The organism is Pseudomonas sp. ASL7, assembly GCF_056680375.1.
Window position 1 is genome coordinate 1,472,834 of the sequence record NZ_CM155279.1, and the last position, 24,097, is coordinate 1,496,930.

Genomic DNA, 24,097 nt, shown 5'->3' on the forward strand with positions numbered 1-24,097 from the left:
ATGAAATTCGTGCACACGTTGCTGGCCGCATCCCTGGCCATGGCTTTCGCCGCTCATGCGCAGGCCGCCGTCTCGGCTCAGGAAGCGGCCAAACTCGGCAGCAGCCTGACCCTGATCGGGGCCGAAAAGGCCGCTAATGCCGATGGCTCCATTCCGGCGTATACCGGCGGCTTGACCACCTCTCCGGCTAACTTCAAACCCGGCGACAGCATGCGTCCGGACCCTTTTGCCAATGAAAAACCGCTGCAGGTGATCGATGGCAAGAACGTCGATCAATACAAGGGTTCGCTGACAGCCACCACTGCGGAGTTGGCCAAGCGTTTTGCGACCTATCACATCAATGTGTACCCGACCCACCGCACGGCAGCACTGCCTCAGGCGGTGCTGGACAACGGCCTGAAAAATGCCAGCGGTGCCAAGTCGCTCGAAGGCGGGTTGGCCATCGACAACGTCCTGCCCGGCGTGCCATTCCCGATCCCGCAATCGGGTGCCGAGGCAATGTGGAACTTCCTGCTGCGCTACCAGGGCGTCAGCATCAACTCCAAGTACGACTCCTGGAACGTCGACTCGGCGGGCGTACCAAGCCTGGCGATCACTGGCGAAGCGTTCATCGCTTATCCGATTTATGAAAACATGACGAAGCCCATCAGCAGCAGCGACATCTACTATCAGATGAAGCTGTACTACACCGGTCCTGCGCGCCGGGCCGGCGAGTCGGTCATGCTCAAGGACGCCGCCAACCCGTTGCAACAGCCGCGCCGTGCCTGGCAGTACCTGCCAGGACAACGTCGGGTAAAACTGGCACCGGACCTGGCTTACGACACGCCTAACCCGGGTACTGCCGGCGCAGGTACCTATGACGATGTCTTCGTGTTCAACGGTGCACTGGATCGCTACGACTGGAAGCTGGTGGGCAAGCAGGAAATGATCGTGCCGTACAACACCTACAAGCTGACCTATGCCCAGGATCCGAAGTCGCTGACCACCCCCAACCACCTGGCACCCGACTTCGTGCGCTGGGAAAAACACCGCGTCTGGGTCGTGGAGGGCAACCTCAAGGCCGGCGCACGGCACGTCTACCAGAAACGCCGCTTCTACCTGGATGAAGACACCTGGACCGCTCTGGCCTCCGACGAGTACGACGCCCGTGGTCAGCTGTACCGTGGCTCTTTCGCTTTCCTCAGCCAGAGCTATGACAAGCAAGTCCCGGACGCCACGCCCTTCATGATTTACGACCTGGTCGGTGGCTCCTACAACATCAATGGTGTGGTAGGCCCGTACGGTGGCATCAAGTACATCGACCCGCTCTCGAAGGTGCAGTGGTCACCTGACTCCCTGGCGGGCGCCGGTATTCGCTAAGGCCTGTCCGGTCCACTGCCTCCCCGGCAGTGGGGCCGGGCAACTCTCGGCATCAAGCCGAGAATCCAGGGGTGCCTGATTTCAACGCTGGGTTGCACGTTCGTGCCCCAGCGCAGTTCCCTCAAGAGGACGCCGTATGTGTTCGTACAAAAAGTGCGTGTCGATGGTGCTGGGCGCCACGCTGGCACTGTTGCAGGGATTCGCCCAGGCGACCGGCTATGTTGACGTGCTGGACCTGCCAGCCAAGGCCAGTACCCTGGCGGTGCGCAGCCCCCTGCTGGATGTGGCCCGCGCGGGAGAGCGACTGGTTGCTGTCGGCCAGCGTGGACACATTCTTTATTCCGATGATGCTGGCAAGAGCTGGCAGCAGGCTGCTGTACCGGTCAGTTCCGACCTGACAGCAGTGAATTTTCCTACAGCAACACAAGGCTGGGCGGTCGGCAATGACGGTGTAGTACTACACAGCGACGATGCCGGTGCGACCTGGAGCAAACAGATCGATGGTCGTCAAATCGGTGCATTGCTGGTCAAACACTACGGTGACTTGGCCAGTGCCGATCCGGCCAACGAACAATGGGCGCAGCTCGTCAGCGAAGGCCAGCATCTGGTCGAGGAGGGCGCCGACAAGCCACTGCTGGGCGTCTGGTTCGCCAACGCCAAACTCGGTTATGTCGTCGGTGTGTTCAACCTGATCTTGCGTACAGAAGACGGTGGTCAGCACTGGACGCCCTTCGAGGACCGCACTGAAAACCCGCAAGGCTTGCACCTCGAAGCCATAGCCTCCACCGGTGACGCGCTCTACATCGCCGGAGAACAGGGCCTGCTGCTCAAGTGGGATGAGTCCAGTCAGCATTTCATGGCCGTGCAAACGCCCTATCAGGGCAGCTTTTTCGGCGTCATTGGCAAGCCTGGCGAAGTGCTGGCCTACGGCCTGCGCGGACATGTGTTTCGCAGCGTCGATGCCGGCAAGAACTGGAGCGAGTTGAACGCCGGGCTGCCGGTCAACATCACCGCCGCCACGCTGGACGCGAAAGGCAACTACCGGTTGTTCACTCAGGCCGGTCACATGTTGGTGGAGCAGGAAGGCAGTACGACGTTGCAATTGGTACCGCAGCAGGGCCAATCACCCGTAGCAGGTGCCACGCTGGCCGCCGATGGTTCGCTGGTGTTGGTGGGCAGTCGTGGTGTGCGTGCACTTCGCGTCGAATAAGAACTGGATCAATTAGAGCGAGTACCCTGACATGGGCAACATCAAGCAAGACACCATGCCGGTGATCCGCCACTTGCGTGACTTCGATCAGCGCTCCGGCAACCGTCTGGAACGCTGGGTGTTCAATCACCGTCCGCTGTTCATGCTGTTCATGGTGATCGTCACTCTGCTGCTGGGTTATATGGCGCTGACGCGTCTGGAGCTGCGTCCCAGCTTTGAGAAAATGATCCCGCAGAGCCAGCCGTATATCAAAAACTTCCTGGAGAACCGCAAGTCGCTGCGGGGTCTGGGTAACTCGGTGCGGGTGGTGGTGGAAAATACCCAGGGCGACATTTTCGACCCTGAGTATCTGAGTGTGCTCAAACAGGTCAACGATGAGTTGTTCCTCACCGAGGGCGTCGATCGCGCCTGGATGAAATCGCTGTGGAGCCCGTCGGTACGCTGGACTGAAGTCACCGAGCAGGGTTTTCAGGGTGGCCCGGTAATGCCCGATGACTACAAGGGCTCGCCGTCAGACATTGAGAAGCTGCGCCAGAATATCAACCGTGCAGGTCTCGTCGGGAGTCTGGTTGCCAGCGACTTCAAGTCGAGCATGATGGTGGTGCCATTACTGGACGTCGCCTCGGCCACCGGCCATGGCATCGACTACTACCAATTCGCCCAGACCCTCGAGCAGCAACTGCGCGACAAGGTTGAGTTCGCCGGTGACAGCGCCGCGCGCAAGGCCGGAAAAGAAGGCACCGGAAAGTACAAGGTGCATGTGATCGGTTTCGCCAAGTTGATCGGTGATCTGATCGACGGCCTGATCCAGGTGATGATGTTCTTCGGCCTGGCCGTGGTCACCTCGTTCGTCATCATTTATCTGTACACCCGTTGCATCCGCAGCACACTGCTGGTGATCTTCTGTTCACTGACGGCGGTGGTCTGGCAGCTGGGCATCGTGGCCTGGCTGGGTTATGCGATTGATCCGTACTCGGTACTGGTGCCGTTCCTGATCTTCGCCATCGGCGTCTCGCACGCGGCGCAGAAGATGAACGGCATCATGCAGGACATCGCCCGCGGCACGAATAAATTGGTGGCGGCGCGCTACACCTTCCGTCGCTTGTTTATCGCCGGTGTCACCGCGCTGCTGGCCGATGCGGTGGGTTTCGCGGTGCTGATGCTGATTGACATTCCGGTGATTCAGGACCTGGCCATTACCGCCAGTATTGGTGTGGCGGTGCTGATCTTCACCTCGCTGCTGATGATGCCGGTGACGCTGTCCTACATCGGTGTCGGGCGCAAGGCGGCCGAGCGAGCACTGAAGATCGACACACGGGCCGCCCATAATCGAGGCTTCGGCCAATTGTGGAACCTGCTCGACCGCTTCACGACACCCAAGTGGGCTACCGGCACCTTAGTGGTCGCGGTGTTGCTGGGGATCGGTGGCTTCGTGGTCAGCCAACGGCTGCAGATTGGCGATCTCGACAGTGGGGCCCCGGAGCTTCGCGCGGACTCGCGTTACAACCGTGACAACGCCTACATCACCAGCCACTACGCGCTGTCCAGCGACCTGTTCGCGGTGATGATCAAGACGGCACCCGAAGGCTGCCTGAACTACAAGACACTGATCCTGGCCGACCGCCTGGCCTGGGAGCTGCAGCAATACCCAGGCGTGCAAGCAACTTCATCGCTGGTCAACGCGGTACGCCAGATCACCGTTGGCTCCTACGAGGGCAACCCTAAGCTGAACAGCATCCAGCGCAACCAGAACGTGCTGAACTACGCCGCGCAGCAGGCCTCGGTGAATGCGCCGGAATTGTTCAATACCGACTGTTCCGTGATGCCGGTGATCGCCTACCTCAAGGACCACAAGGCTGAAACGCTGGATGCAGTGGTCGCCATCGCCGACAAGTTCGCCAAGGAAAACAGCAATGAGGATCGTCAGTTCCTGCTGGCTGCGGGCACTGCCGGCATCGAGGCGGCGACCAACATTGTGGTGCGCGAGGCCAATCACACCATGCTGCTCTACGTCTATGCGGCGGTGACGCTGTTCTGCCTGATCACTTTCCGCAGCGTGCGTGCGACGCTGGTGGCGCTGCTGCCACTGGTGCTGACCTCAATCCTCTGCGAGGCGTTGATGGTGGTCATGGGCATTGGCGTGAAAGTGGCGACCCTGCCGGTGATCGCGCTGGGCGTGGGGATCGGCGTGGACTACGCGCTGTACCTGCTCAGCGTACAGCTGCATTACCAGCGCCAGGGCATGTCGCTGTCTGAGGCCTATCGCAATGCGGTGGCCTTCACTGGGCGTGTGGTCGGTCTGGTCGGCATCACGTTGGCGGCCGGTGTGGTGTGCTGGGCCTGGTCACCCATCAAGTTCCAGGCCGACATGGGCATCCTGCTGACCTTCATGTTCATCTGGAACATGCTCGGCGCATTGATCCTGATTCCAGCGCTGTCCTGGTTCCTGCTGCGAAGCGTCGGCACCCAGTCAATCAACGTGCACTCATTAGAGGAAGCCCACGGATAGCCCCTTCAATTTTTTTAGTACGCACCCGAGAGGGTGACACTTCCACTGACCAGGGCATGTTCAATGCCCTGATATTGCCTGAGTATTTCAATCATGTCTGATTACAAAGCCCCTCTACGTGACATTCGTTTCGTACTCAACGAAGTGTTCGAAGTATCCAGGCTGTGGGCCACAATGCCGGCCCTGGCCGAGGTGGTGGATGAAGAGACTGCCCATGCCGTGCTCGAGGAGGCCGGCAAGCTCGCTGCGCAGCTCATCGCACCGCTCAATCAGAGCGCAGACGAGCAGGGCTGTTCCTGGACTGATGGCGTGGTGAACACCCCGGCTGGTTTCCCTGCTGCCTACCGTGCCTTTGCCGAAGGCGGCTGGGGTGGCGTCGGGGGCGATCCAGCGTACGGGGGCATGGGTATGCCCAAGGTGATCGGTGCCCAGGTCGAGGAAATGGTCAACTCGGCCAACCTTTCATTTGGCCTCTACCCGATGTTGACCGCCGGTGCCTGCCTGGCCATCAACGCTCACGCCAGCGAAGCGCTGAAAGCCGCGTACTTGCCAAACATGTATGCCGGCATCTGGACCGGTTCCATGTGCCTGACCGAGCCTCATGCCGGTACCGATCTGGGCATCATTCGCACCAAGGCCGAACCGCAAGCCGATGGTTCCTACACGGTCAGCGGTACCAAGATTTTCATCACCGGTGGCGAGCAAGACCTGACCGAGAACATCATTCACCTGGTACTGGCCAGACTGCCTGATGCACCGGCAGGCCCGAAAGGCATCTCGTTGTTCCTGGTACCGAAAGTCATGGTCAACGCCGATGGCAGTCTGGGCAAGAACAACGCAGTGTCGTGCGGCTCAATCGAACACAAGATGGGCATCAAGGGCTCGGCCACCTGCGTGATGAACTTCGACGGCGCCACAGGCTGGATCGTCGATGCGCCGAACAAGGGCCTGGCAGCGATGTTTACCATGATGAACTATGAGCGCCTGGGTGTCGGCATCCAGGGGCTGGCCTGCGCTGAACGCTCCTATCAAAGCGCCGTCGAGTACGCCCGTGATCGTCTTCAAAGCCGTTCACCCACCGGTCCCCAGAGCACGGACAAGGTCGCTGACCCTATCATCGTCCACCCGGATGTGCGTCGGATGTTGCTGACCATGAAAGCCACGAATGAAGGGGGACGGGCGTTTTCCACGTACGTGGCGATGCAACTCGATATAGCCAAATTCGACGAAGATGCCGCCACGCGCAAACGCGCCGAGACACTGGTGTCACTGTTGACCCCCGTTGCCAAGGCATTCCTCACCGACCTGGGCCTGGAGTCCACCGTGCTTGGTCAGCAGGTGTTTGGCGGTCACGGCTACATTCGCGAGTGGGGGCAGGAGCAACTGGTGCGCGATGTGCGCATCACCCAGATCTATGAAGGCACCAACGGCATTCAGGCGCTGGATCTGGTTGGGCGCAAGGTCGTCGGCACAGGCGGCGAGTTGTACCGGCTGTTCGCTGATGAGATCCGCCATTTCGTCGCAACCGCCAGTGCTGAGCTGGCTGAGTTCACCAAACCTCTGAACGCTGCGCTGGACAACCTCGACGAACTCACCGCCTGGGTGCTGGATCGCGCACAAAACAATCCCAATGAAATCGGCGCGGCGTCGGTCGAGTACCTTCATGCCTTCGGTTACACCGCCTATGCCTACATGTGGGCGTTGATGGCCAAGGCAGCCATGGGCAAGGAGGCTCAAGACGATTTTTACGCCAGCAAACTGGGCACCGCACGCTTCTACTTTGCCCGCCTGCTGCCGCGTGTCCATTCGTTGGCGGCGTCGGTCAAGGCCGGTAGCGAATCGCTTTACCTGCTCGATGCCGCGCAGTTCTGACCCAGCGAACCGCAGATGATCTCCAAACAACAGATTCAGGAAGCCCCCCCCGTGGTAACAACAAAAATTATCCCGCCCGCACAGGGCGCGTACACCTATCCACTGTTGATCAAGAGCCTGTTGCTCTCGGGCGCGCGCTATGCGCCCGATCAGGAAATTGTTTACGCGGACAAGCTGCGCTACAGCTATCGAACACTGAATGAGCGCATCAGGCAATTGGCCAACGCGCTGACGAATGCCGGCGTCAAGGCCGGGGATACCGTGGCGCTGCTGGATTGGGACAGCCATCGCTATCTGGAGTGTTTCTTTGCCGTGCCGATGATTGGCGCCGTGTTGCACACGGTCAATATCCGTCTCTCCCCGGAGCAGGTTCTCTACACCATGAACCACGCCGAGGATGACCTGGTGTTGGTGCACGATGATTTCCTGTCCTTGATCGAGCCGATTCAGGATCAGCTGACGACCGTCAAAGGCTACATCCAACTCAGTGATGTCGGCGCGGCACCGACCGGGCTGCCGGTGGTGGGGGAATACGAGAGTCTGCTGGCGAACGCTGCGCCTCACTTCGATTTCCCGGACTTCGATGAACACTCGGTGGCGACGATCTTCTACACCACCGGCACCACCGGAAATCCCAAGGGCGTTTACTTCACCCACCGCCAGTTAGTGCTGCATACGTTGAATGCGGTTGGCACCCTGGGCGTGTACCAGGGCTTGCCCTTGTTACGTTCCGACGATGTGTACATGCCCATCACGCCGATGTTTCATGTGCATGCCTGGGGCGTGCCCTATGTGGCGACGTTGATGGGGATCAAGCAGGTTTACCCTGGTCGCTATGAACCCAATAGCCTGGTCAGGTTGTACCGTGAGGAAAAGGTCAGCTTCTCCCATTGCGTGCCCACGATTCTGCAAATGATCTTGCAGTGCGACGAAGCGACCGACACTGACTTCAGCGGCTGGAAGATGCTCCTGGGCGGCAGTGCATTGACCCACGGGCTTGCGGCCCAGGCGACGACACGGGGAATGCGTGTCCATAGCGGATACGGGATGTCCGAGACCTGTCCATTGCTGTGTTTGACTCACCTGACTGAGGCCGAGCTTGAACAGCCGGCACAGGCGCAGGTGGCCGCTCGTATCAAGACCGGGGTGGCGGTGCCGATGGTGGACTTGAAAATAATCGATGCCAGCGGAAACGAGGCGCCTCAGGATGGCGAGACGCAGGGTGAGATCGTGGTACGCGCCCCTTGGTTGACCCAGGGTTACCTGAAGGAACCTGAGCAGGGCGCGCAACTGTGGGAGAACGGGTGGATGCATACGGGTGACATCGGCTCCATCGACGCTTTGGGTGTCGTGGAGATCAAGGATCGAATCAAAGACGTGATCAAGACGGGAGGGGAGTGGATCAGCTCGCTGGAACTGGAGAGTCTGATCAGCGAACACCCGTCAGTCAGTACGGTCGCGGTCGTGGGCATTCCTGATCCGCAGTGGGGGGAGCGGCCCATGGCGCTGGTGGTTTGCGAACCTGGAAAATACGTCGATAAACCGATGCTGGAAGCCCACCTGAAACAGTTTGTGGAGCTTGGCCGTATTAACAAATGGGCGATCCCCAAGCAGTTCAAATTCGTCGCCGAGATCCCTAAAACCAGTGTCGGGAAGATAAACAAGCGGTTGATCCGCGAACAGGAACTGAGCCGAGAGAAACTGGACATCCGCTGATCAGAGTTCCTCGTCTTCAGCTCCTGCGTAAAAACCGTGCAGCAGGCGGTAGCGATCGTGCCGTATCTGGTCGACCCTGTCCCGCACTCGCTGCTCGGGATAACCCAGCAGGACCAGCGCATGAGAGGAGAGCATGAGGCTGGATTCCAGCAACTCGGGCACGACTTCGGTGGCGCCGGCCTCCTTCAGCTCGGGCCCCTGACTGTCGTCCCGAGTGCGCACAAGGATCGGCACGCTCGGGTTGATTCGGCGTGCTTCCTTGAGGATGAGCAGTGCGATGTCTGTTTTGTCCACGGCAATCACCAAAAGGCTGGCACGCTCCAGCCCCACCGCGACCAGCAGATCACCGCGATGTGAATCACCATAGTGAATATTGCTCTCGCCAACCGCTGCTTCTTCAACCCTGACCGGGTCGTTATCCAGGGCGATGTAAGGCTGCTGGGCATTGAGCAACATGCGCCCGATGGATTGCCCCACACGCCCGTAACCACAAATCACCACGTGACCCTGCACTTGCGCGTTGAGTGCACTGATTTCCTCAAGCCTTGCTTCTTCGTTGGGCTTGCGGTGCAAGCGTGCGGCAATGCGAGGGGCGGCACGTAGCAACGATGGCGTGACCACCATTGAGCAGAAGGTCGCGGCAAGCAGCAGACCGCCGAGATCGGCGGGCATCAGCTGATTTTGCTGCATCTGCGACATCAGTGCGAAACAGAATTCCCCGCCCTGGGCCAATGCCAGTCCGCTGCGCCAAGCGGTTTCACTGTCGCTGCCGCGCCATTTGACCAGCAACGCGACCACGCAACCCTTGATTGCCAGCAACCCCAGGGTCAGGCCGAGAATCAGCAGGCCGTGGCTGGCAAACAATCGCAAATCGATCAGCATGCCGATACTGACGAAAAACAGCCCGAGCAGGATGTCTCGGAACGGGCGAATGTCGGCCTCGATTTGGTGTCGGTAGTGGCTTTCCCCCAGCAGCATGCCGGCGAGAAAGGCGCCCAAAGCAGGGGAGAGGCCAAGCAGGTGAGTCAACACGGCGGTCAGCAATACGATCACCAACGTCAGCAGCACGAACAGCTCTGCGGAACGGGACGTCGCCACTTCATGAAACAGGCGTGGTAATAACCAGCGACTGGCCAGGGATAGCCCGACGAACAGCACGACGGTTTTGCCCAGCGTCAGGGGAAGCGCCCAATACCAGGCCTGGTCGCTGGTGCCAGCGAACACTGGCACCAGGGTCAGCAACAGCACGGCCACCACGTCCTGGAACAGCAACACACCAATGGCATTCTGGCCATGGCTGCTGAAAATCTCGCCGAGGCTACCCAGTTCTTTGCTGACAATTGCAGTGGAAGAGAGCGCCAGGCCGGCACCGAGTAGACACGCAGCGGGAGTCGTTACGCCAAACATCATCAGCAAAGCGCCAAGCACTGCCCCGGATATAAGCACTTGAAGGCTACCAAGGCCAAAGACCACCTGACGTAGCGCGATCATTTTCGACAGCGAAAACTCCAGCCCCAGGGAGAACAGCAAAAACACCACGCCCAACTCGGCGAGCAGTGGCAACGCATCACTGTCGTTCACCCAGTCGAATGCCGTCGGCCCGACGATCAGCCCCACACAGAGGTAGCCCAGCACGGGTGGCAATCGCAGACGATGGAACAGGGCGATGACGACCAGCGAAGCGGTGAAGATGATCAACAGGCTGACGAACATAAAAACTCCATGGCGGTCTTCGACGGGCTCGACAGTGCCGCCAACGGCGGAACGACCCGCTGATCACGATGACAATGGCGACACTGCCAAAGGGATCAAGTGCCTGATCATGGGTGTACTCCCGCCCCATCAGCCGCCGTCAGCTTCTCCGCCTCGGTCACCCAACCCCCGCCGGTTGCCTTGTATAGATCGATCATGGTGGTGAACACCGCGCCGCGGGTTTGGGTGTAACTCAACTCGGCGTCAAACTGGGTGCGCTCAGCGTCGAGGACTTCAATGTAGCTGGTGTAACCGTTTTCATAGCGCAACCGCGCGTAATGGGCGTAAGTACTCAATGCTTCGACCTGCCGTTCCTGGTAGGCCATTTGCTCTCGGGACTTGCTGGACGCAATCAGGGCATTTTCTACATCCCGGAAGGCCGACTGAATCGCTTGCTGGTAAGTAAAGAGCGTTTGCTGTTGAACAGCTTCTGCTTGTTGGACTTCCCCGGCGATACCACCGGCCGTGAAGATCGGCATGCTCGCCGCGACGCCATAAGACCAGGTGGCGGCGGGGCCGGTGAACAGGTTCGAGAGTTGATTGCTGACGGAGCCAAAAAGCCCGGTCAGGGAAATGGTCGGGAAATACAGGGACTTGGCTGCGCCGATACGGGCATTTGCCGCGATCAGGTTCAGCTCCGCCTGTTGCAGGTCGGGTCGGCGCTCCAGCAAGTCTGACGGCAGACCGGCGGGCACACCCGGCAAGGCCAACTGCGTCAGGTCGCGCCCTCTGATAATGGGGCCCGGGTTGCGACCCAGCAGTACGGCCAGCGCGTTTTCCTGTTCCGCCACCTGAGGTTCTAACGCCGCCACCGCCGCTCGGGTCCGTTCGTATTCTGATTGGTTCTGGGCCAATTCCATTTCGGAGATGACGCCGGCGCTATAGCGCTGTTTGAATATTTCGAATGAATCACCCCGCGCCTTGGAAGTGGTGCGGGCAATTTCCAGTTGCCGGTCAAGATCGCGCAGGTTCACGTAACTCGATGCCACCGACGAAACCAGGGTCAGAATCACGCCACGGCGACCCTCTTCCGAAGCCAGCAGATCGGCACGGGCGGATTCGCTGAGACGCCGCAAGCGACCCCAGATATCCAGCTCCCAGTTCACACTGAGGAGCGCTTGGTAGTTGTTGGACACCGGGTCCACGGACGGGTCCAGAGGCACAGGTCCGTTGTCTCGGGGCGCTCGGTTGCGCTGGCCTTGCGCGTTGAGTCCGACTTGTGGAAACAACTCGGAATGCACTACGCCGTAACGACCCTGGAATTCTTCGACCCGTGCGGCGGCAATCTTGATGTCTTTGTTCTCGAGCAATGCGGTGCGGATCAGGTCATTCAGGACGGGGTCCTGGAACTGCTCCCACCAGAGCGTATTGGATAGATTCCGCGCTTCCTTGTCCGCATAACGATAGGCCGCTGGCGTCACGGTTTCAGGGCGGTGGTAGTCCGGGCCGACCATGCACCCTGTCAGGACCACGCACAGCAACAGTGGGAGAGGGGGCTTACGCATCTCAATCCCCCTCATGTCTGTTTTGCGCTGCACCGTCGGGAATCGGCGCAGGCAGTACGGGTACTTCCGGCTGAGCGGCCTTTTTGGCGCCGTCCTTTTCCCCGAACATCCGCTCCGCCAGGTAGTAGAACAAGGGGATGAAAAAGACTGCAATCACCGTCGCTGCGAGCATCCCGCCAATCACCCCTGTACCGATGGAGTGGCGACTGTTTTCAGAGGCGCCAACGGCAATGGCCAGCGGGACGCACCCCAGAATGAACGCCAGGGACGTCATCACGATAGGCCGCAAACGCTCCCTCGCTGCCGTCATCGCGGCATCGTAGGCGGACATGCCGTTTTCCCGGTTCAGTACCGCAAACTCGAAAATCAGGATCGCGTTCTTGGCAGCCAGGGCAACCAGCATCGTCAAGCCGATCTGGAAGTAGACGTCATTGCTCAACCCCCGCATCAGTACGGCAACCAGCGCGCCGAACAATGCAAAGGGCACCGCCAGCAGTACGCCGACGGGCAGGGACCATTTTTCGTACTGGGCCGCCAGGATCAGGAACACCATCACCAGACCAAAAATGAACACTTGAGAGGAGGCACCGCCGCTCTTTTTCTCCTCGAACGCCTCGCCACTCAACGCCAGTGCGTAGTCGTTGGTCATGACTTCAGCGCTGACTTCTTCCAACGCCTTGAGTGCCTGGCCGGAACTGTAGCCGGGGGCCGGATTGGCGGTGAGTTTGACTGCCGGGAAGTTGTTGAACCGGGTCAGCAGGTCGGGCCCGGTCACATAGCGAGTGGTCAGCAGGGCTTTGAGCGGCACCATCTCAAGGTTTTTGCTGCGTACGTAGATCTGTTGCAGATCCTCGGCCTTGAGGCGATAGGCGGGTTCAGCCTGCAGGATGACCTGCCACAGACGGCTGAATTTGTTGAATTGCGAGACATACAGCGAGCCGAACATGGTCTGCATGGTGCTGTAGACATCCTCCACCGGCACACCCAGGGTCTCTGCTCTTTCCCGGTCTACGTCGACCAGCAATTGCCGTGAAAACACGTTGAAGGTGGAGGTAATGGCGCCGAGTTCCGGCCGCTGTCTGGCCTTCGCGACAAGATTGCCGACCATTTCCGCCAGTTGGTCGACGTTGGCGTCGCCCTTGCTTTGGACCCATACCTCCATGCCGCCGGTGGTACCCAGGCCGGGAATGGACGGTGGGTTGACCGGCAGTATGATGCCGCCCTGTACCGTGGAAAAAGCACGGGCGGCTTTCTGAATCACCGCCGGGGCGCTTTGTTGCTTGATCGTTTCCGAGTTCTTGTAGCGTCCCTCGAAATCCTTGAACCCGACGAAGAAGGCACCGGCGTTGTTCTTGTTCTGGCCGTCCAGCAGGCTGTAGCCGTTAACGATGGCAACGCCTTCGACGGCCTCATCGTTCATGAAGAAGTCACTGGCCACTTTGCCCACGTCGCCGGTGCGATCCAGGCTCGCGGCATCGGGCATGATCACGGCGCCGAGCAGGTAGCCCTGATCTTCCGGTGGCAGGAAGGCGCTGGGTATGCGCTGCGCCATCAACAGGATCAGCACGATCATGCCGACAAAAAGCAACAGCGCCAGCACGAAGCGCTTGATCATGAAGGCCACCGAGCGCGAGTAGCCCTCGGTCATGCGCTCGAAGCTGCGCTCGAACCAGCGGAAAAAAGCGTTTTTATCGCCGTGCTGGGGCTTGAGCAGCAGCGCTGCCAGAGCCGGCGACAGCGTCAGAGCGACCAGGCCGGAAATCACCACTGAAATGGCGATGGTGATCGCAAACTGTTTGTAGAGTTGACCGGTGATCCCCCCCATGAATGCCACAGGAATGAACACCGCACACAACACCAGCACGATGGCCACCACCGGGCCTGCCACTTCATCCATGGCCCGTTTGGCCGCGTCCTTGGGCGTCATTTTATGGACATGCATGTTGCGTTCGACGTTTTCGATCACCACGATGGCGTCGTCCACCACGATGCCGATGGCCAATACCATGCCGAACAGCGTCAGCATGTTCACCGAAAATCCCAGGGCCGACATGCCGATGAAGGTGCCGACGATCGATACCGGCACCGCCAACACCGGGATCAACGTCGCACGCAGGCTCTGCAGGAAGATGTAAACAACGATGACCACCAGCACCAGGGCTTCAAAGAAGGTGTATATCACCTCGGAAATCGAAGCGCGGGTAAACGCCGTGGTGTCCATCACGATCTTGTATTCGATGCCCTCGGGGAAGCTCTGTTTCATTTGCGCCAGGGTCGAGGTGACCGCGGCTGAAACGTCGAGCGCGTTTGCGCCGGGTTGCTGATACACCGCAATCAGTGTTGCCGGACGCCCCTGGTAGGTACTGCGCAGTGAGTAGTCTTTTTGTCCGAGCTCGGCCCGGCCGATATCTTTGAGTCGTACGAGGGCGGCGCCATTGTTACTGGCGCGCAAGATGATGTTTTCGAACTCTACAGGTTCGGTCAGTCGTCCCTTGGTGGTCACGGCAAAGGACTGTTCAACCGGTTGCCCCGTGGGGGATTGGCCCACGCGGCCTACCGCGAACTGCTGGTTCTGATTGGCCACGGCTTTCTGCACGTCGGCGGCGGTGATTCCCAACTGGGCCATTCGGTCAGGCTTGAGCCAGATCCGCATGGCGTAGTCCGGGGTACCAAAGATGCTGGCCTGGTTGGCACCCGGAATGCGCTTGATCGCATCCAGAATATAGAGGCTGGCGTAGTTGGCAACGTAGGTGCTGTCATAGCGATCGCCGGCGGAATACACGGCGAGCACCATCATGAACGCCGACGATTTTTTCTGCACCTGTATGCCCTGGCTCTGAACTGCCGAGGGCAGTTGCGGCAGTGCCAGATTGACCCGGTTTTGCACATCCACCTGGGCAAGAGAAGGGTCGGTGCCAATCTCGAAGAAGACGTTGAGGGTCATGTTGCCCGTCGCGGAGCTCGACGAGTTCATGTAGATCATGTTGTCGGCGCCGTTGACCTGTTGCTCGATGGGCGCTGCCACGTTATTGGCCACGACCTGTGCATCGGCGCCCGGATACGTCGCTGCAACGGTAATTTGCGGCGGCGTGATATCGGGGTACTGGGCGACCGGCAGCTTGAGCATGGCCACTGCACCGGCCAAGGTAATGATGATAGAGATCACCGAGGCGAAGATGGGGCGATCAATGCAATAGTGGGAAATGCTCATGGCGTATTCCCAGTGTCTTGCGCCGCCGTACCGGCTTTCGTTTTCGCAGTCGTCTTGTCTGCCTGCGCCGGGGGAGGAGGGCCGATGATATTCAATGGGCCTCCGGGTGTAACCCTGATCGCGCCATCGACCACGATGCGCTCGCCGGCTTGCAACCCTTGGGTAATGAACCAGTCATCGCCATGCCAGTCACCTACTTCCACAACGCGTTGCTCGGGCTTGCCCTCGGCATTGACCACCCACACGAAATGGCTTTTGGCACCTTCCAGAACCGCCTTCTGCGGCACCACAATGGCGTTAGGCCTGGTAGCGCCTATTGCCCGCGCCCGCACGAATTGTCCGGGACGCAGCAAGCCATTCGGGTTGGCCAGCACGGCGCGGACCTGAAAGGTACCGGTATCCTGGCTATAAGAGGGCGCGGCAAAATTCAGGCGACCACGCTCAGGAAACACTGAGCCGTCGGCCAGCACCACCTCTACGACAAACTCACTGCGCAGGGGGAATATGAGATGTCCCTTGGCAATCTCGTCGCGGTATTTGAGGTTCTCGTTTTCCGAAAGACTGAAGTTGACATAGATGGGGTCCATCTGTGACACGGTGGTCAGCAGCCCGGATTCGCCTGGCGTGATGTAGCTGCCTTCCTGTCTTTTGGCAAAACTTGAAAGGCCGGTGAGGGGAGAGGCGATGGTGGTGTAACTGAGGTTCAACTGCTCGGTGCGAACCGTGCCCTCGGCGGCAAGTACAGCGGCCCGTGTCTGACGTTCATCGCCGACGGCGTTGTCCAGATCCATCTTGCTGACTGCATTCTGCGCCGCCAAGGGGCGGACGCGGGCCAACGTCGACTTGGCCAGTTCCCAGCGTGCCTGTTGTTGAGCCAATTGCCCCTGGGCCGACAGCAACGAGGCTTCAAAAGGTTTGCGGTCCATTTGGAACAGCGTTTGCCCGACCTTCACCAAATCGCCTTCTGTGTACAGCCGCTTTTCCAGGAAGCCGGCGACCCGGGCGCGGATCTCCACCTCGCGAGAACTCTGTGTCTGGGCAACAAATTCGAAGGTGACGGGGGTATCGCGGGCGGTGACGGTCATGACCGTCACATCCGGAGGCCGACGCGCCGGGGAGTCCGGCTCTTTACCGCAGCCGGCCAGCAGGATGGAAATCCCCATCAGACAGGCCATTGGCAAGCCGAAACGGATCGAATACTTGACGCTTTTATTGCCAAGGGCAACGAACAGCGAAAGCCGCCAGTTTCCTTCGATCCATCCGGCAATGTTCACGCCCATGGCCGTGCTCCCTGAAACTCGATCAACGAAGCGTAGCTACTAATACTGCATATTTCCCGAGCATGCTGAGTTGATTGAAAAGCTGACGCGGGAATGAGAGCACGGCAGCTTTTTGTAGCAGCTGGCGAAGCCTGCGTTCGACGGCTTCGCCGCCGAACGCAGGCTTCGCCAGCTGCTACAGATCGCATTGCGGCTTAACTGATCGGCAGTAGCCACGATGGACACTTTTCCTTCACCGTACTTCAAATGGCCAGGAAGCCCGGTGTGAGATGTCTACTGCAATGGGGGTAATGTTTCGCTGCTTTGTATAAAGGCGATTAAAAGAGACGGATATTTATCTTGCCTGTTTAGCTCGTGCTTCCGAAAGAATACACAACATTTCAAACATGAGCGTTGCAGCGTTGAGCGCTGTAATGCCCGACGGATCGAGTTCGGGCGCTACTTCAACCACATCGCCGCCAATCAGGTTCAGGCCACGCATCCCCCGGATCATTCGAAGCGCTTCACGCATCGTAATGCCGCCCGCCTCTGGTGTACCGGTGCCAGGGGCATAAGCAGGATCTAATCCATCGACATCAAACGAGATATAGGTTTTACCGTCCCCCACAACGCGCTTGATTTCCTTCAATACGCCTTCGACACCCAGCTCATCAAATTCATCGATGAAGATCACTCGCATACCGCATTCAAGACTGAAATTAGGGGTTCCCGAGTGTTCGGACCCACGGATGCCGATTTGAATGGTGCGATGAGGGTCTAGCAGTCCATCTTCAACGGCCCGTCTGAAGGGCGCCCCATGGAAAAATTTCGAACCGTACAGGCTATCCCACGTGTCGGTGTGCGCGTCAAAGTGCACCATGCCGATTGGCCCGTCTTTCGCCAATGCTTTAAAAATCGGATAGGTGATGGAGTGATCCCCCCCCACCGTCAGGGGCATGATATTTCGCGCACATATTTCCTGGTAGTAACGCTCGATGCAGGCGTGTGCGTCTTCGATGTTATACATACGATCAATAAAGACATCGCCAAGGTCTCTGACTTTGGCGATCTCAAACGGAGCAATATCAGAAAAATGGCTTTTGGTACGCATCAAGCACGATTGCTGTCGTACGCCACGTGGTCCAAAACGGGCGCCGGGTCTAAAGGAAGTCCCGCCATCAAACGGAACACCGATCAAGCCGATATCGACATCGTCCAGCGACTCCGCGACGGGGGCACGCATAAAGGAGGCGATTTCATTAAAGCGAGGTCGCTTTTGCGGGTCGTAAAATTCACCACTAATAACGTCTTTTTTCATATTGGATTCAGGCATGACCTTCCCTCTGGCTTTAGGAGCTGCGCTTTTATTCTGAATATTAAGCGTATAGTTCATCAGTGGCTTGTTGAGGCATGATTTTAATTTAAACCAAACACCATGATGTATAACTGGCGTATTTACGCCACTAAGCGAGTAACTATCGGTACATAAAGATCTGTTGAAGACAGATTTAAGCCTAAAGCGGCGAGGTGTAAAATCCATGTTTTTCGATTTGATAGTTCAAGATTCCTTGAACTATCCCGGAGGTGAGCCCCACGGCACCGCCTTCACGACCGTTGGTCGCGCAAACCAATACATCGCAAGCCGTATTTTAACGTTTTCAAAAGCTGAACTCAGGCAAAAAACGCCAAGATAAGCGCGGGACTTTTTTCACCATTCCTCATTTCAGTCATCTATAATCTCAGCTTATCTACGCTCAATTAAAAATTCACTGGGTGAATTAAAATTATTAAAAGCACTTATGGGTAAGCTGATGAAAGAGTCGCTATACAATATCCGCCTCTTAAGAATTTTCCTTACGGTTGCTGACAACCAAGGGTTTTCCGCCGCGCAACAAGATTTAAACATGTCAACTTCTGCCATTAGCACCTATATGAATCAACTTGAATCCCAGTTGGGCATGCAGCTATGCAATCGTGGGCGAGCTGGATTCGGTTTGACCAGTAAAGGGTTGCTGGTTTATGAAGAGGCAAAGAAGCTGGTTGGCCAGATAGACAGCTTTGAAAACTATGTAGCGGAACTAAACGGTGAGTTACGCGGCACTATAACGTTCGGCATTCTAGACTCCATGCTGACCGATGAGAAATTCAACATACCCGATCTTCTTGGGAGCTTCAGCCAAAAAAGCGATAAGATTCACGTCAACCTGAAGATTTCAAGCCCTTTTGAGTTACAGAAAGAGGTTCTGGAGGGGAAGATCGACCTTGCTATTGGTTCGTTGCCCACGAAGATGAGCGGGCTTAAATACATGTCACTCTATATCGAACAGCACTGGCTTTACTGCAGCGATCGTCATCCTCTCTATTCACTGAAAGAGTGTTCGGTTGAACAAGTCACAGAGTACGCATTGATAAAGCGTGGCTACTGGTCCAACTCCGAGGGGATGCGGCATGGCTTCACTCGTTATTCAGCCACAATTGATAGCATGGAAGCCGAGCTGATATTGATTTTATCAGGCAACTATATTGGCTATTTACCAGATCACCTCGCTAAACGATGGGAAGATGAGGGGCGGTTGCTTCGGATAATTCCAGAAAATTTTGGCTACACAGCTGAGTTTTCATTGATCGTTAAAAATGGCAGATCGAGAGAACCGTTGATACAGGCCTTCAGGGCAGAAATCGATACTGCCTTTGGGCTGGTCGACAAATTCAAGGCACAAGATTCTATCGGGCAATAATCTATACGCCCGGACTGAGTTGTCCAGACCGTTTGATGTAAACACCCAACCGGGCGAAGCAAAGAATAAAAAGTAGCAGCAGACAATTTTTGATAGAGGAGGGTGACCGCCCACATCATCAAAAGAATGTCTGCTCCTGCGAAAGGCGTATACCCCCGCCAATCAGCGGGATCTACCGAGGGCATTGGGTGCAAGCAACGGCTTGTCTGTTCCCGATTATGGTCAGTCAGCAGGTTTGAAAAACACTACCTGAAGTGGGGGGGCAGTCAGGGTGGCGGCTGCATCGCCCTGCGTTATGGACGCCGCACCCCAATGTGTTTTTTGGACACGTCAGCCAACGTGGCCGGTCACCTGGGCGCATAGCCTTGTCAGCTGTTCGGCCAGATCGATCACGCGGCGTGGTGCATCGGGGCGCAGGTGCAGCGCGATTTCCAGTGCCGCCAGTTCCGGGAAGGATTCGTCCACGCCCAACCGTCGGTGGCCGGGCAGTGCAAGTCGCGAGGGGAGCACGCTGACGCCGAGACCATCGGCGACTGCCGAGCGGACGCTCGCGAGGCTCGCGCTGCTGTAGCCGATGCTCCAGCGTCGGCCGGCGCTCTCGAGCGCGTGGATCATTTCATCGCGATACAAACCGCCAACCGGAAACACCACCAGTGGCAGCGGGTCGCGCTCGTACGTCGGCTCGCTGAGGCTGTCGAACCAGGCAAGCGGTTCGGGCCAGGCGGCGTGCCCCACCACCTGTCCCGGGCGCTGTTTGACCAGCACCAAGTCGTAGTCGCCTGCACAAAACTGTTGCCATAGCGTGTTGCTGAGCCCGCTGCTGATCTCAAGCCTTATCGACGGGTGCGCGCGTGCGAAGGCGCCAAGCGTCGGCGTCAGCAAGTCTGACGCGAAGTCTTCCGGCACGCCGATGTGCACCTCGCCCTGTGCATGGCCCTTGCGAAACTCTTCCACCACCTCTTCCATCAGCCCCAGGATCCGGCGCGCATAACCGAGCAAGCGCTCGCCGTCCTCGGTGGTGACAACGTAGCGCCCGCTGCGGTTGACCAGCTCGCAGCCGAGTTGCTCTTCAAGTCGCTTCAACTGTTGGCTGATGGTTGACTGGCTCAGGTGCACGCGCTCGCCAGCGCGGGTGAAGCTGCCGCTCTCGACCACCGCGACGAAACTCTTGAGCAGCAACGGATCGATCAGCGTCGACGTCATTACGTTCCCCACTAATTGTCATTCGAACATTTAATTTCCGAATAATAGCACCTGCTCTTAATCTTCAGAACAGCCGCTGATGCGGCCTGTTGACCAGAATCCCCAAGGTAAATGTGATGACAAGTGACGAGACGCTGATGCAGCAGATGCTGCCGAGCCCGCCCCCGCACCGGCGGGAAAGAAGTGCGCGCCATGACTGACCGCGGATCGGTTTTCATCGCTTCGGGCGTATCGAGCAAGGATGAGGTGTCACTGGCCGCATTGGTGCTCCTGGTGCTACTCGGCTTGAATTTGCGGCCATTTTTGACTTCGGTTGGGCCGGTGCTCGATCTGGTGCGCGCCGACATTGGCCTCGATTTTCGCGCCGCTGCGATGCTGACCACCTTGCCCTTCGTGCTGATGGGCCTGATTGCCTTCATTGGCATCGGTGTCGCCCGTCGCTTCGGCGAGCGGCGGGCGCTGGCTGGCGCATTGTTGCTCTTGATGCTCGGGTGCGCCTCACGCGCCGTGGTCAAGGACGGCGCTCAGTTGATCGTCGGCGCCGGCATCGCCGGCACCGGCGTGGCGGTGATCCAGGCCTTGATTCCGGGTGTTGCCAAACGGTGGTTTCCTGAACGGATAGCGATGGTGATGGGGCTCTATTCCGCGGCACTGGTCGGCGGCGGGGCGCTTGGCTCGCTGGCAAGCACGTGGCTGAATGCGTATGGAGGCTGGAGGCTGGGGCTTTCCATGTGGGCGTTGCCAGCGCTGGCTGTGCTCTTGCTTTGGCTGGTGTACGCCCCACGCACACTGCCGATAGCGGCTTGCGGACCGGCACCGGTCTTGACCGGCAGGTTCTTCAAGAATCGGCGTGCGTGGCAGTTGGCCGCCTACTTTGGACTCACCAACAGCGGCTACTCAAGTCTGGTGGCATGGCTGCCTTCCTTCTACCACCAGCAGAACATGGGCTTGCAGGCTTCGGGCAACTTGCTCGCGTGGTTGGCGATGTTCCAGGCGACGGCGGCGTTCGCGATGCCGATGCTTGCCCGCCGCAGCGCTGACCGGCGCGGTGCCTTATGGCTGACGATAGCGTTGCAGGTCGCGGGCTTTGCCGGCTTCGCGCTTGCCCCTAACGCAGCGCCTTGGTTGTGGGTCGCACTGGTCGGGTTTGGTCTCGGCGGGTTCTTCTCGCTCAGCCTGATTGTCAGCCTCGACCACTTGTCCGGTGCGCAAGCGGCCGGGACCTTGGCGGCCTTCGTTCAGGGTGTCGGTTTCTTGCTCGCATCGAGTGCTCCCTGGCTGATCGGCTGGCTGCGCGACTCCGGCGGGAGCTTCATCACCGGCTGGTGGTTGCACATTGGGGTGCTCGCAGCGATGGCGGTGCTGACGATCAAGTTCTCCCCGGCGAGCTACCGACACAGCATGCAACACGTGTGACCCAGGTCGGGTCGGCCACTTTTAACCCCCCCCAGTACCCTTGTGCTTACGGAGAATAATATGAAGAAGTTCGCAGTTTCAGTTGTTCTGGCCTTGGCCGCCAGCGGCGTATACGCGAAAGACTTGCAAGTCATTCGCTTCGGCGTCGACCCCACTTACGCCCCATTCGAATCGAAGGCGCCCGATGGCAAGCTTGTGGGCTTCGATATCGATCTTGGCAACGCGATCTGCGAAAAGCTGAAGGTCAAATGTGTATGGGTCGAGAACTCCTTCGACGGCATCATCCCGGCGCTGAAAGCCAAGAAGTTCGACGGCATTCTTTCCTCCATGAGTGTGACTGAGAAGCGTCAGGCGCAGATAGCCTTCTCCGACAAGATCAGCAATGTCTTGCCCCGTCTCATTGCGAAGAAAGGCTCTGATCTTCAGCCGACGATCGAATCTCTTCAAGGCAAGCGTGTAGGGATCGAGCAGGGCTCCACCCAGGAAACCTATGCCAGGACTTACTGGGCACAGAAAGGCGTCACCATCACGACGTACCAGAACCAGGACCTGGTTTACCAGGACTTGATGGCCGGCCGCCTGGATGCAGCACTGCAATCCTCAGTCCAGGCCGACCTGGGTTTTTTGAAAACCGAGAACGGACGTGATTTTGCTTTTGCCGGCCCAGAGTTGCGCGACCCAAAAACCCTCGGTGTAGGTGCAGGGATTGGTTTGCGCAAGGAAGACAACGAACTTCGCGAACAGATCAATGGGGCGCTTGCCGAGATTATAAAGGATGGAACTTACCAGACGATCTCCGATAAATATTTCTCCTTTGATGTCTACAACTAATTGATTTACGTCGTATACGACTCCAGGTTTTTGCGGCATTCAAAAACAACAAAAATACTATTGAACAAGATAGGCAGCATCGGCTGAACTATCGTATTCAAGGAGAGTGCAATGTCCTTGGCAGACTATGGGCCGCTGATCGCGAGTGGCACCTGGATGACACTAAAACTGGCCACATTATCGCTGCTGGCCTCGGTACTTATTGGATTGGCAGGCGCCAGTGCCAAGTTGTCTGGTAATCGGTGGCTGCGCAATATCGCCACCCTCTATACCACGATGATCCGCAGTGTTCCCGATCTGGTGACCATGCTGTTGCTTTTCTACAGCATTCAGATACTCCTCAACCAGGTCACCGAAGGGCTTGGAATGGATCAAATTGATATTGATCCCTTCCTCGCGGGTGTAGCGACGCTCGCGTTTATCTACGGTGCTTACTTTACCGAGACCTTCCGCGGTGCATTCCAGGCGGTCCCACGCGGCCAGACAGAGGCGGCCATGGCCTATGGCCTCAGCCCATGGCAGGCGTTCTATCGTGTTCTATTCCCGCAAATGATGCGTTTCGCCTTACCTGGTATTGCCAACAACTGGCAGGTCATGATCAAGGCAACCGCGCTGGTGTCCATCATCGGTCTGTCCGATATCGTCAGGGCCACTCAGGATGCCGGAAAGAGTTCCATGCAGCTATTTTATTTTACCGTGATCGGTGCGCTGATTTATCTCTTCATTACCACTGTTTCGAACGGCGTCTTGATCTGGCTTAAGCATCATTACTCTGTCGGAGTTCGGGAGGCTGAACTGTGATCGCTATTATCCAGGAATATTGGCAAGCGTATTTGTGGTCGGATGGTGCCAGCTTTTCCGGTCTGGCAATCACCTTGTGGCTGCTGGTGCTGTCCGTCGCGATCGGATTCGTACTGTCGGTGCCGTTGGCCGTGGCTCGCGTGTCAAAAAACCGGTTTATCCGACTTCCAGTCTGGTTTTACACCTATATATTTCGTGGCACACCGCTCTATATACAACTGTTGATCATCTACACCGGTGTTTACAGCCTGAGCGTGGTGCGCGAGCACGAGTTCCTCGACATGTTCTTTCGCGAGGGCTTCAACTGCACGGTGCTGGCGTTCGCGCTCAATACCTGCGCCTACACCACGGAAGTCTTCGCTGGCGCGATCAAGTCGGTACCGTTCGGCGAGGTAGAGGCGGCCCGGGCCTTCGGCATGTCGAAGTTCAACCTGTACCGCCGCATCATCCTGCCCTCGGCGCTGCGTCGCGCACTGCCGTACTACAGCAACGAGGTGATCATGATGCTGCATTCAACCTCGGTGGCGTTTACCGCCACGGTTCCCGACATCCTGAAGGTCGCCCGCGACGTCAACTCGGCGACCTACGCCTCGTTCGAGGCCTTCTTCATCGCCGCACTGTTGTACGCGGTGATTGCGCTGTCGCTTGTCTGGCTATTTCGTCGCGGTGAAACCCGCTGGCTGGCCTTCCTGAAACCCCAGGCCGCCTGAAGGCC

Annotated in this window: 16 protein-coding genes; 10 read left to right on the forward strand and 6 right to left on the reverse strand. The window is 58.1% G+C overall.

Going from position 1 to position 24,097, the window contains the following annotated elements; translation table 11 throughout:
* From AC1MDT_RS06720 to AC1MDT_RS06740, 5 genes are all read left to right on the forward strand, one after another.
* A complete protein-coding gene (locus AC1MDT_RS06720; RefSeq protein ID WP_480421284.1) occupies window positions 1–1,359 on the forward strand; it encodes a DUF1329 domain-containing protein in 1,359 nt (452 codons plus the stop codon).
* A gap of 136 nt (window positions 1,360–1,495) precedes the next feature.
* The gene (locus AC1MDT_RS06725) at window positions 1,496–2,569 is read left to right on the forward strand and encodes a WD40/YVTN/BNR-like repeat-containing protein (RefSeq protein WP_480421285.1); all 1,074 of its coding nucleotides are present in this window, start codon (window positions 1,496–1,498) and stop codon (window positions 2,567–2,569) included.
* A gap of 31 nt (window positions 2,570–2,600) precedes the next feature.
* Window positions 2,601–5,078 (forward strand): efflux RND transporter permease subunit, encoded by a 2,478-nt coding sequence (locus AC1MDT_RS06730; RefSeq protein ID WP_480421286.1) that lies wholly within the window; start codon window positions 2,601–2,603, stop codon window positions 5,076–5,078.
* A gap of 93 nt (window positions 5,079–5,171) precedes the next feature.
* Window positions 5,172–6,950, forward strand: a complete 1,779-nt coding sequence (locus AC1MDT_RS06735) for an acyl-CoA dehydrogenase C-terminal domain-containing protein (protein WP_480421287.1) — start codon at window positions 5,172–5,174, stop codon at window positions 6,948–6,950.
* Between the two features lie 51 nt (window positions 6,951–7,001).
* The gene (locus AC1MDT_RS06740) at window positions 7,002–8,666 is read left to right on the forward strand and encodes a fatty acid--CoA ligase (RefSeq protein WP_480422719.1); all 1,665 of its coding nucleotides are present in this window, start codon (window positions 7,002–7,004) and stop codon (window positions 8,664–8,666) included.
* Here AC1MDT_RS06740 and AC1MDT_RS06745 read toward each other — a convergent pair whose 3' ends face one another.
* From AC1MDT_RS06745 to speB, 5 genes are all read right to left on the reverse strand, one after another.
* Window positions 8,667–10,379 (reverse strand): cation:proton antiporter, encoded by a 1,713-nt coding sequence (locus AC1MDT_RS06745; protein ID WP_480421288.1) that lies wholly within the window; start codon window positions 10,377–10,379, stop codon window positions 8,667–8,669.
* A gap of 107 nt (window positions 10,380–10,486) precedes the next feature.
* Window positions 10,487–11,923 carry an efflux transporter outer membrane subunit gene (locus tag AC1MDT_RS06750; protein ID WP_480421289.1) on the reverse strand — a complete coding sequence of 479 codons (1,437 nt, stop codon included), beginning with the start codon at window positions 11,921–11,923 and terminating at the stop codon, window positions 10,487–10,489.
* A 1-nt stretch (window position 11,924) separates the two neighbouring features.
* Window positions 11,925–15,134 (reverse strand): efflux RND transporter permease subunit, encoded by a 3,210-nt coding sequence (locus AC1MDT_RS06755; protein WP_480421290.1) that lies wholly within the window; start codon window positions 15,132–15,134, stop codon window positions 11,925–11,927.
* A complete protein-coding gene (locus AC1MDT_RS06760) occupies window positions 15,131–16,414 on the reverse strand; it encodes an efflux RND transporter periplasmic adaptor subunit (protein WP_480421291.1) in 1,284 nt (427 codons plus the stop codon). The genes AC1MDT_RS06755 and AC1MDT_RS06760 overlap by 4 nt, the downstream gene beginning before the upstream one ends.
* Before the next feature lie 334 nt (window positions 16,415–16,748).
* The gene (gene speB / locus AC1MDT_RS06765) at window positions 16,749–17,711 is read right to left on the reverse strand and encodes an agmatinase (protein ID WP_480422721.1); all 963 of its coding nucleotides are present in this window, start codon (window positions 17,709–17,711) and stop codon (window positions 16,749–16,751) included.
* Between the two features lie 493 nt (window positions 17,712–18,204).
* Here speB and AC1MDT_RS06770 point away from each other — a divergent pair, with 493 nt between their 5' ends.
* Window positions 18,205–19,131 (forward strand): LysR family transcriptional regulator, encoded by a 927-nt coding sequence (locus AC1MDT_RS06770; protein WP_480421292.1) that lies wholly within the window; start codon window positions 18,205–18,207, stop codon window positions 19,129–19,131.
* A 330-nt stretch (window positions 19,132–19,461) separates the two neighbouring features.
* Here the strand turns inward: AC1MDT_RS06770 and AC1MDT_RS06775 are convergent, their stop codons facing one another.
* Window positions 19,462–20,334 (reverse strand): LysR family transcriptional regulator, encoded by an 873-nt coding sequence (locus tag AC1MDT_RS06775; RefSeq protein WP_480421293.1) that lies wholly within the window; start codon window positions 20,332–20,334, stop codon window positions 19,462–19,464.
* A 192-nt stretch (window positions 20,335–20,526) separates the two neighbouring features.
* On the opposite strand from AC1MDT_RS06775, the gene AC1MDT_RS06780 reads away from it, so the two are divergent.
* From AC1MDT_RS06780 to AC1MDT_RS06795, 4 genes are all read left to right on the forward strand, one after another.
* Window positions 20,527–21,750 carry a cyanate transporter gene (locus tag AC1MDT_RS06780; protein ID WP_480421294.1) on the forward strand — a complete coding sequence of 408 codons (1,224 nt, stop codon included), beginning with the start codon at window positions 20,527–20,529 and terminating at the stop codon, window positions 21,748–21,750.
* Window positions 21,751–21,810: 60 nt separating this feature from the next.
* A complete protein-coding gene (locus tag AC1MDT_RS06785) occupies window positions 21,811–22,581 on the forward strand; it encodes an ABC transporter substrate-binding protein (RefSeq protein ID WP_480421295.1) in 771 nt (256 codons plus the stop codon).
* A 111-nt stretch (window positions 22,582–22,692) separates the two neighbouring features.
* A complete protein-coding gene (locus AC1MDT_RS06790) occupies window positions 22,693–23,382 on the forward strand; it encodes an ABC transporter permease (RefSeq protein ID WP_480421296.1) in 690 nt (229 codons plus the stop codon).
* Entirely contained in the window at window positions 23,379–24,092 is a 714-nt protein-coding gene (locus tag AC1MDT_RS06795; protein WP_480421297.1) for an ABC transporter permease, read from the forward strand. Before AC1MDT_RS06790 ends, AC1MDT_RS06795 begins: the two co-directional genes overlap by 4 nt.
* Window positions 24,093–24,097: the final 5 nt, after the last annotated feature.

Coding starts and splice junctions, on each gene's coding strand:
- AC1MDT_RS06785 (WP_480421295.1), top strand. CDS start 21,811: ATGAAGAAGTTCGCAGTTTCAGTTGTTCTGGCCTTGGCCGCCAGCGGC.
- AC1MDT_RS06790 (WP_480421296.1), top strand. CDS start 22,693: ATGTCCTTGGCAGACTATGGGCCGCTGATCGCGAGTGGCACCTGGATG.
- AC1MDT_RS06770 (WP_480421292.1), top strand. CDS start 18,205: ATGAAAGAGTCGCTATACAATATCCGCCTCTTAAGAATTTTCCTTACG.
- AC1MDT_RS06775 (WP_480421293.1), bottom strand. CDS start 20,334: ATGACGTCGACGCTGATCGATCCGTTGCTGCTCAAGAGTTTCGTCGCG.
- AC1MDT_RS06720 (WP_480421284.1), top strand. CDS start 1: ATGAAATTCGTGCACACGTTGCTGGCCGCATCCCTGGCCATGGCTTTC.
- AC1MDT_RS06745 (WP_480421288.1), bottom strand. CDS start 10,379: ATGTTCGTCAGCCTGTTGATCATCTTCACCGCTTCGCTGGTCGTCATC.
- AC1MDT_RS06725 (WP_480421285.1), top strand. CDS start 1,496: ATGTGTTCGTACAAAAAGTGCGTGTCGATGGTGCTGGGCGCCACGCTG.
- speB (WP_480422721.1), bottom strand. CDS start 17,711: ATGAAAAAAGACGTTATTAGTGGTGAATTTTACGACCCGCAAAAGCGA.
- AC1MDT_RS06750 (WP_480421289.1), bottom strand. CDS start 11,923: ATGCGTAAGCCCCCTCTCCCACTGTTGCTGTGCGTGGTCCTGACAGGG.
- AC1MDT_RS06730 (WP_480421286.1), top strand. CDS start 2,601: ATGGGCAACATCAAGCAAGACACCATGCCGGTGATCCGCCACTTGCGT.
- AC1MDT_RS06760 (WP_480421291.1), bottom strand. CDS start 16,414: ATGGGCGTGAACATTGCCGGATGGATCGAAGGAAACTGGCGGCTTTCG.
- AC1MDT_RS06755 (WP_480421290.1), bottom strand. CDS start 15,134: ATGAGCATTTCCCACTATTGCATTGATCGCCCCATCTTCGCCTCGGTG.
- AC1MDT_RS06780 (WP_480421294.1), top strand. CDS start 20,527: ATGACTGACCGCGGATCGGTTTTCATCGCTTCGGGCGTATCGAGCAAG.
- AC1MDT_RS06735 (WP_480421287.1), top strand. CDS start 5,172: ATGTCTGATTACAAAGCCCCTCTACGTGACATTCGTTTCGTACTCAAC.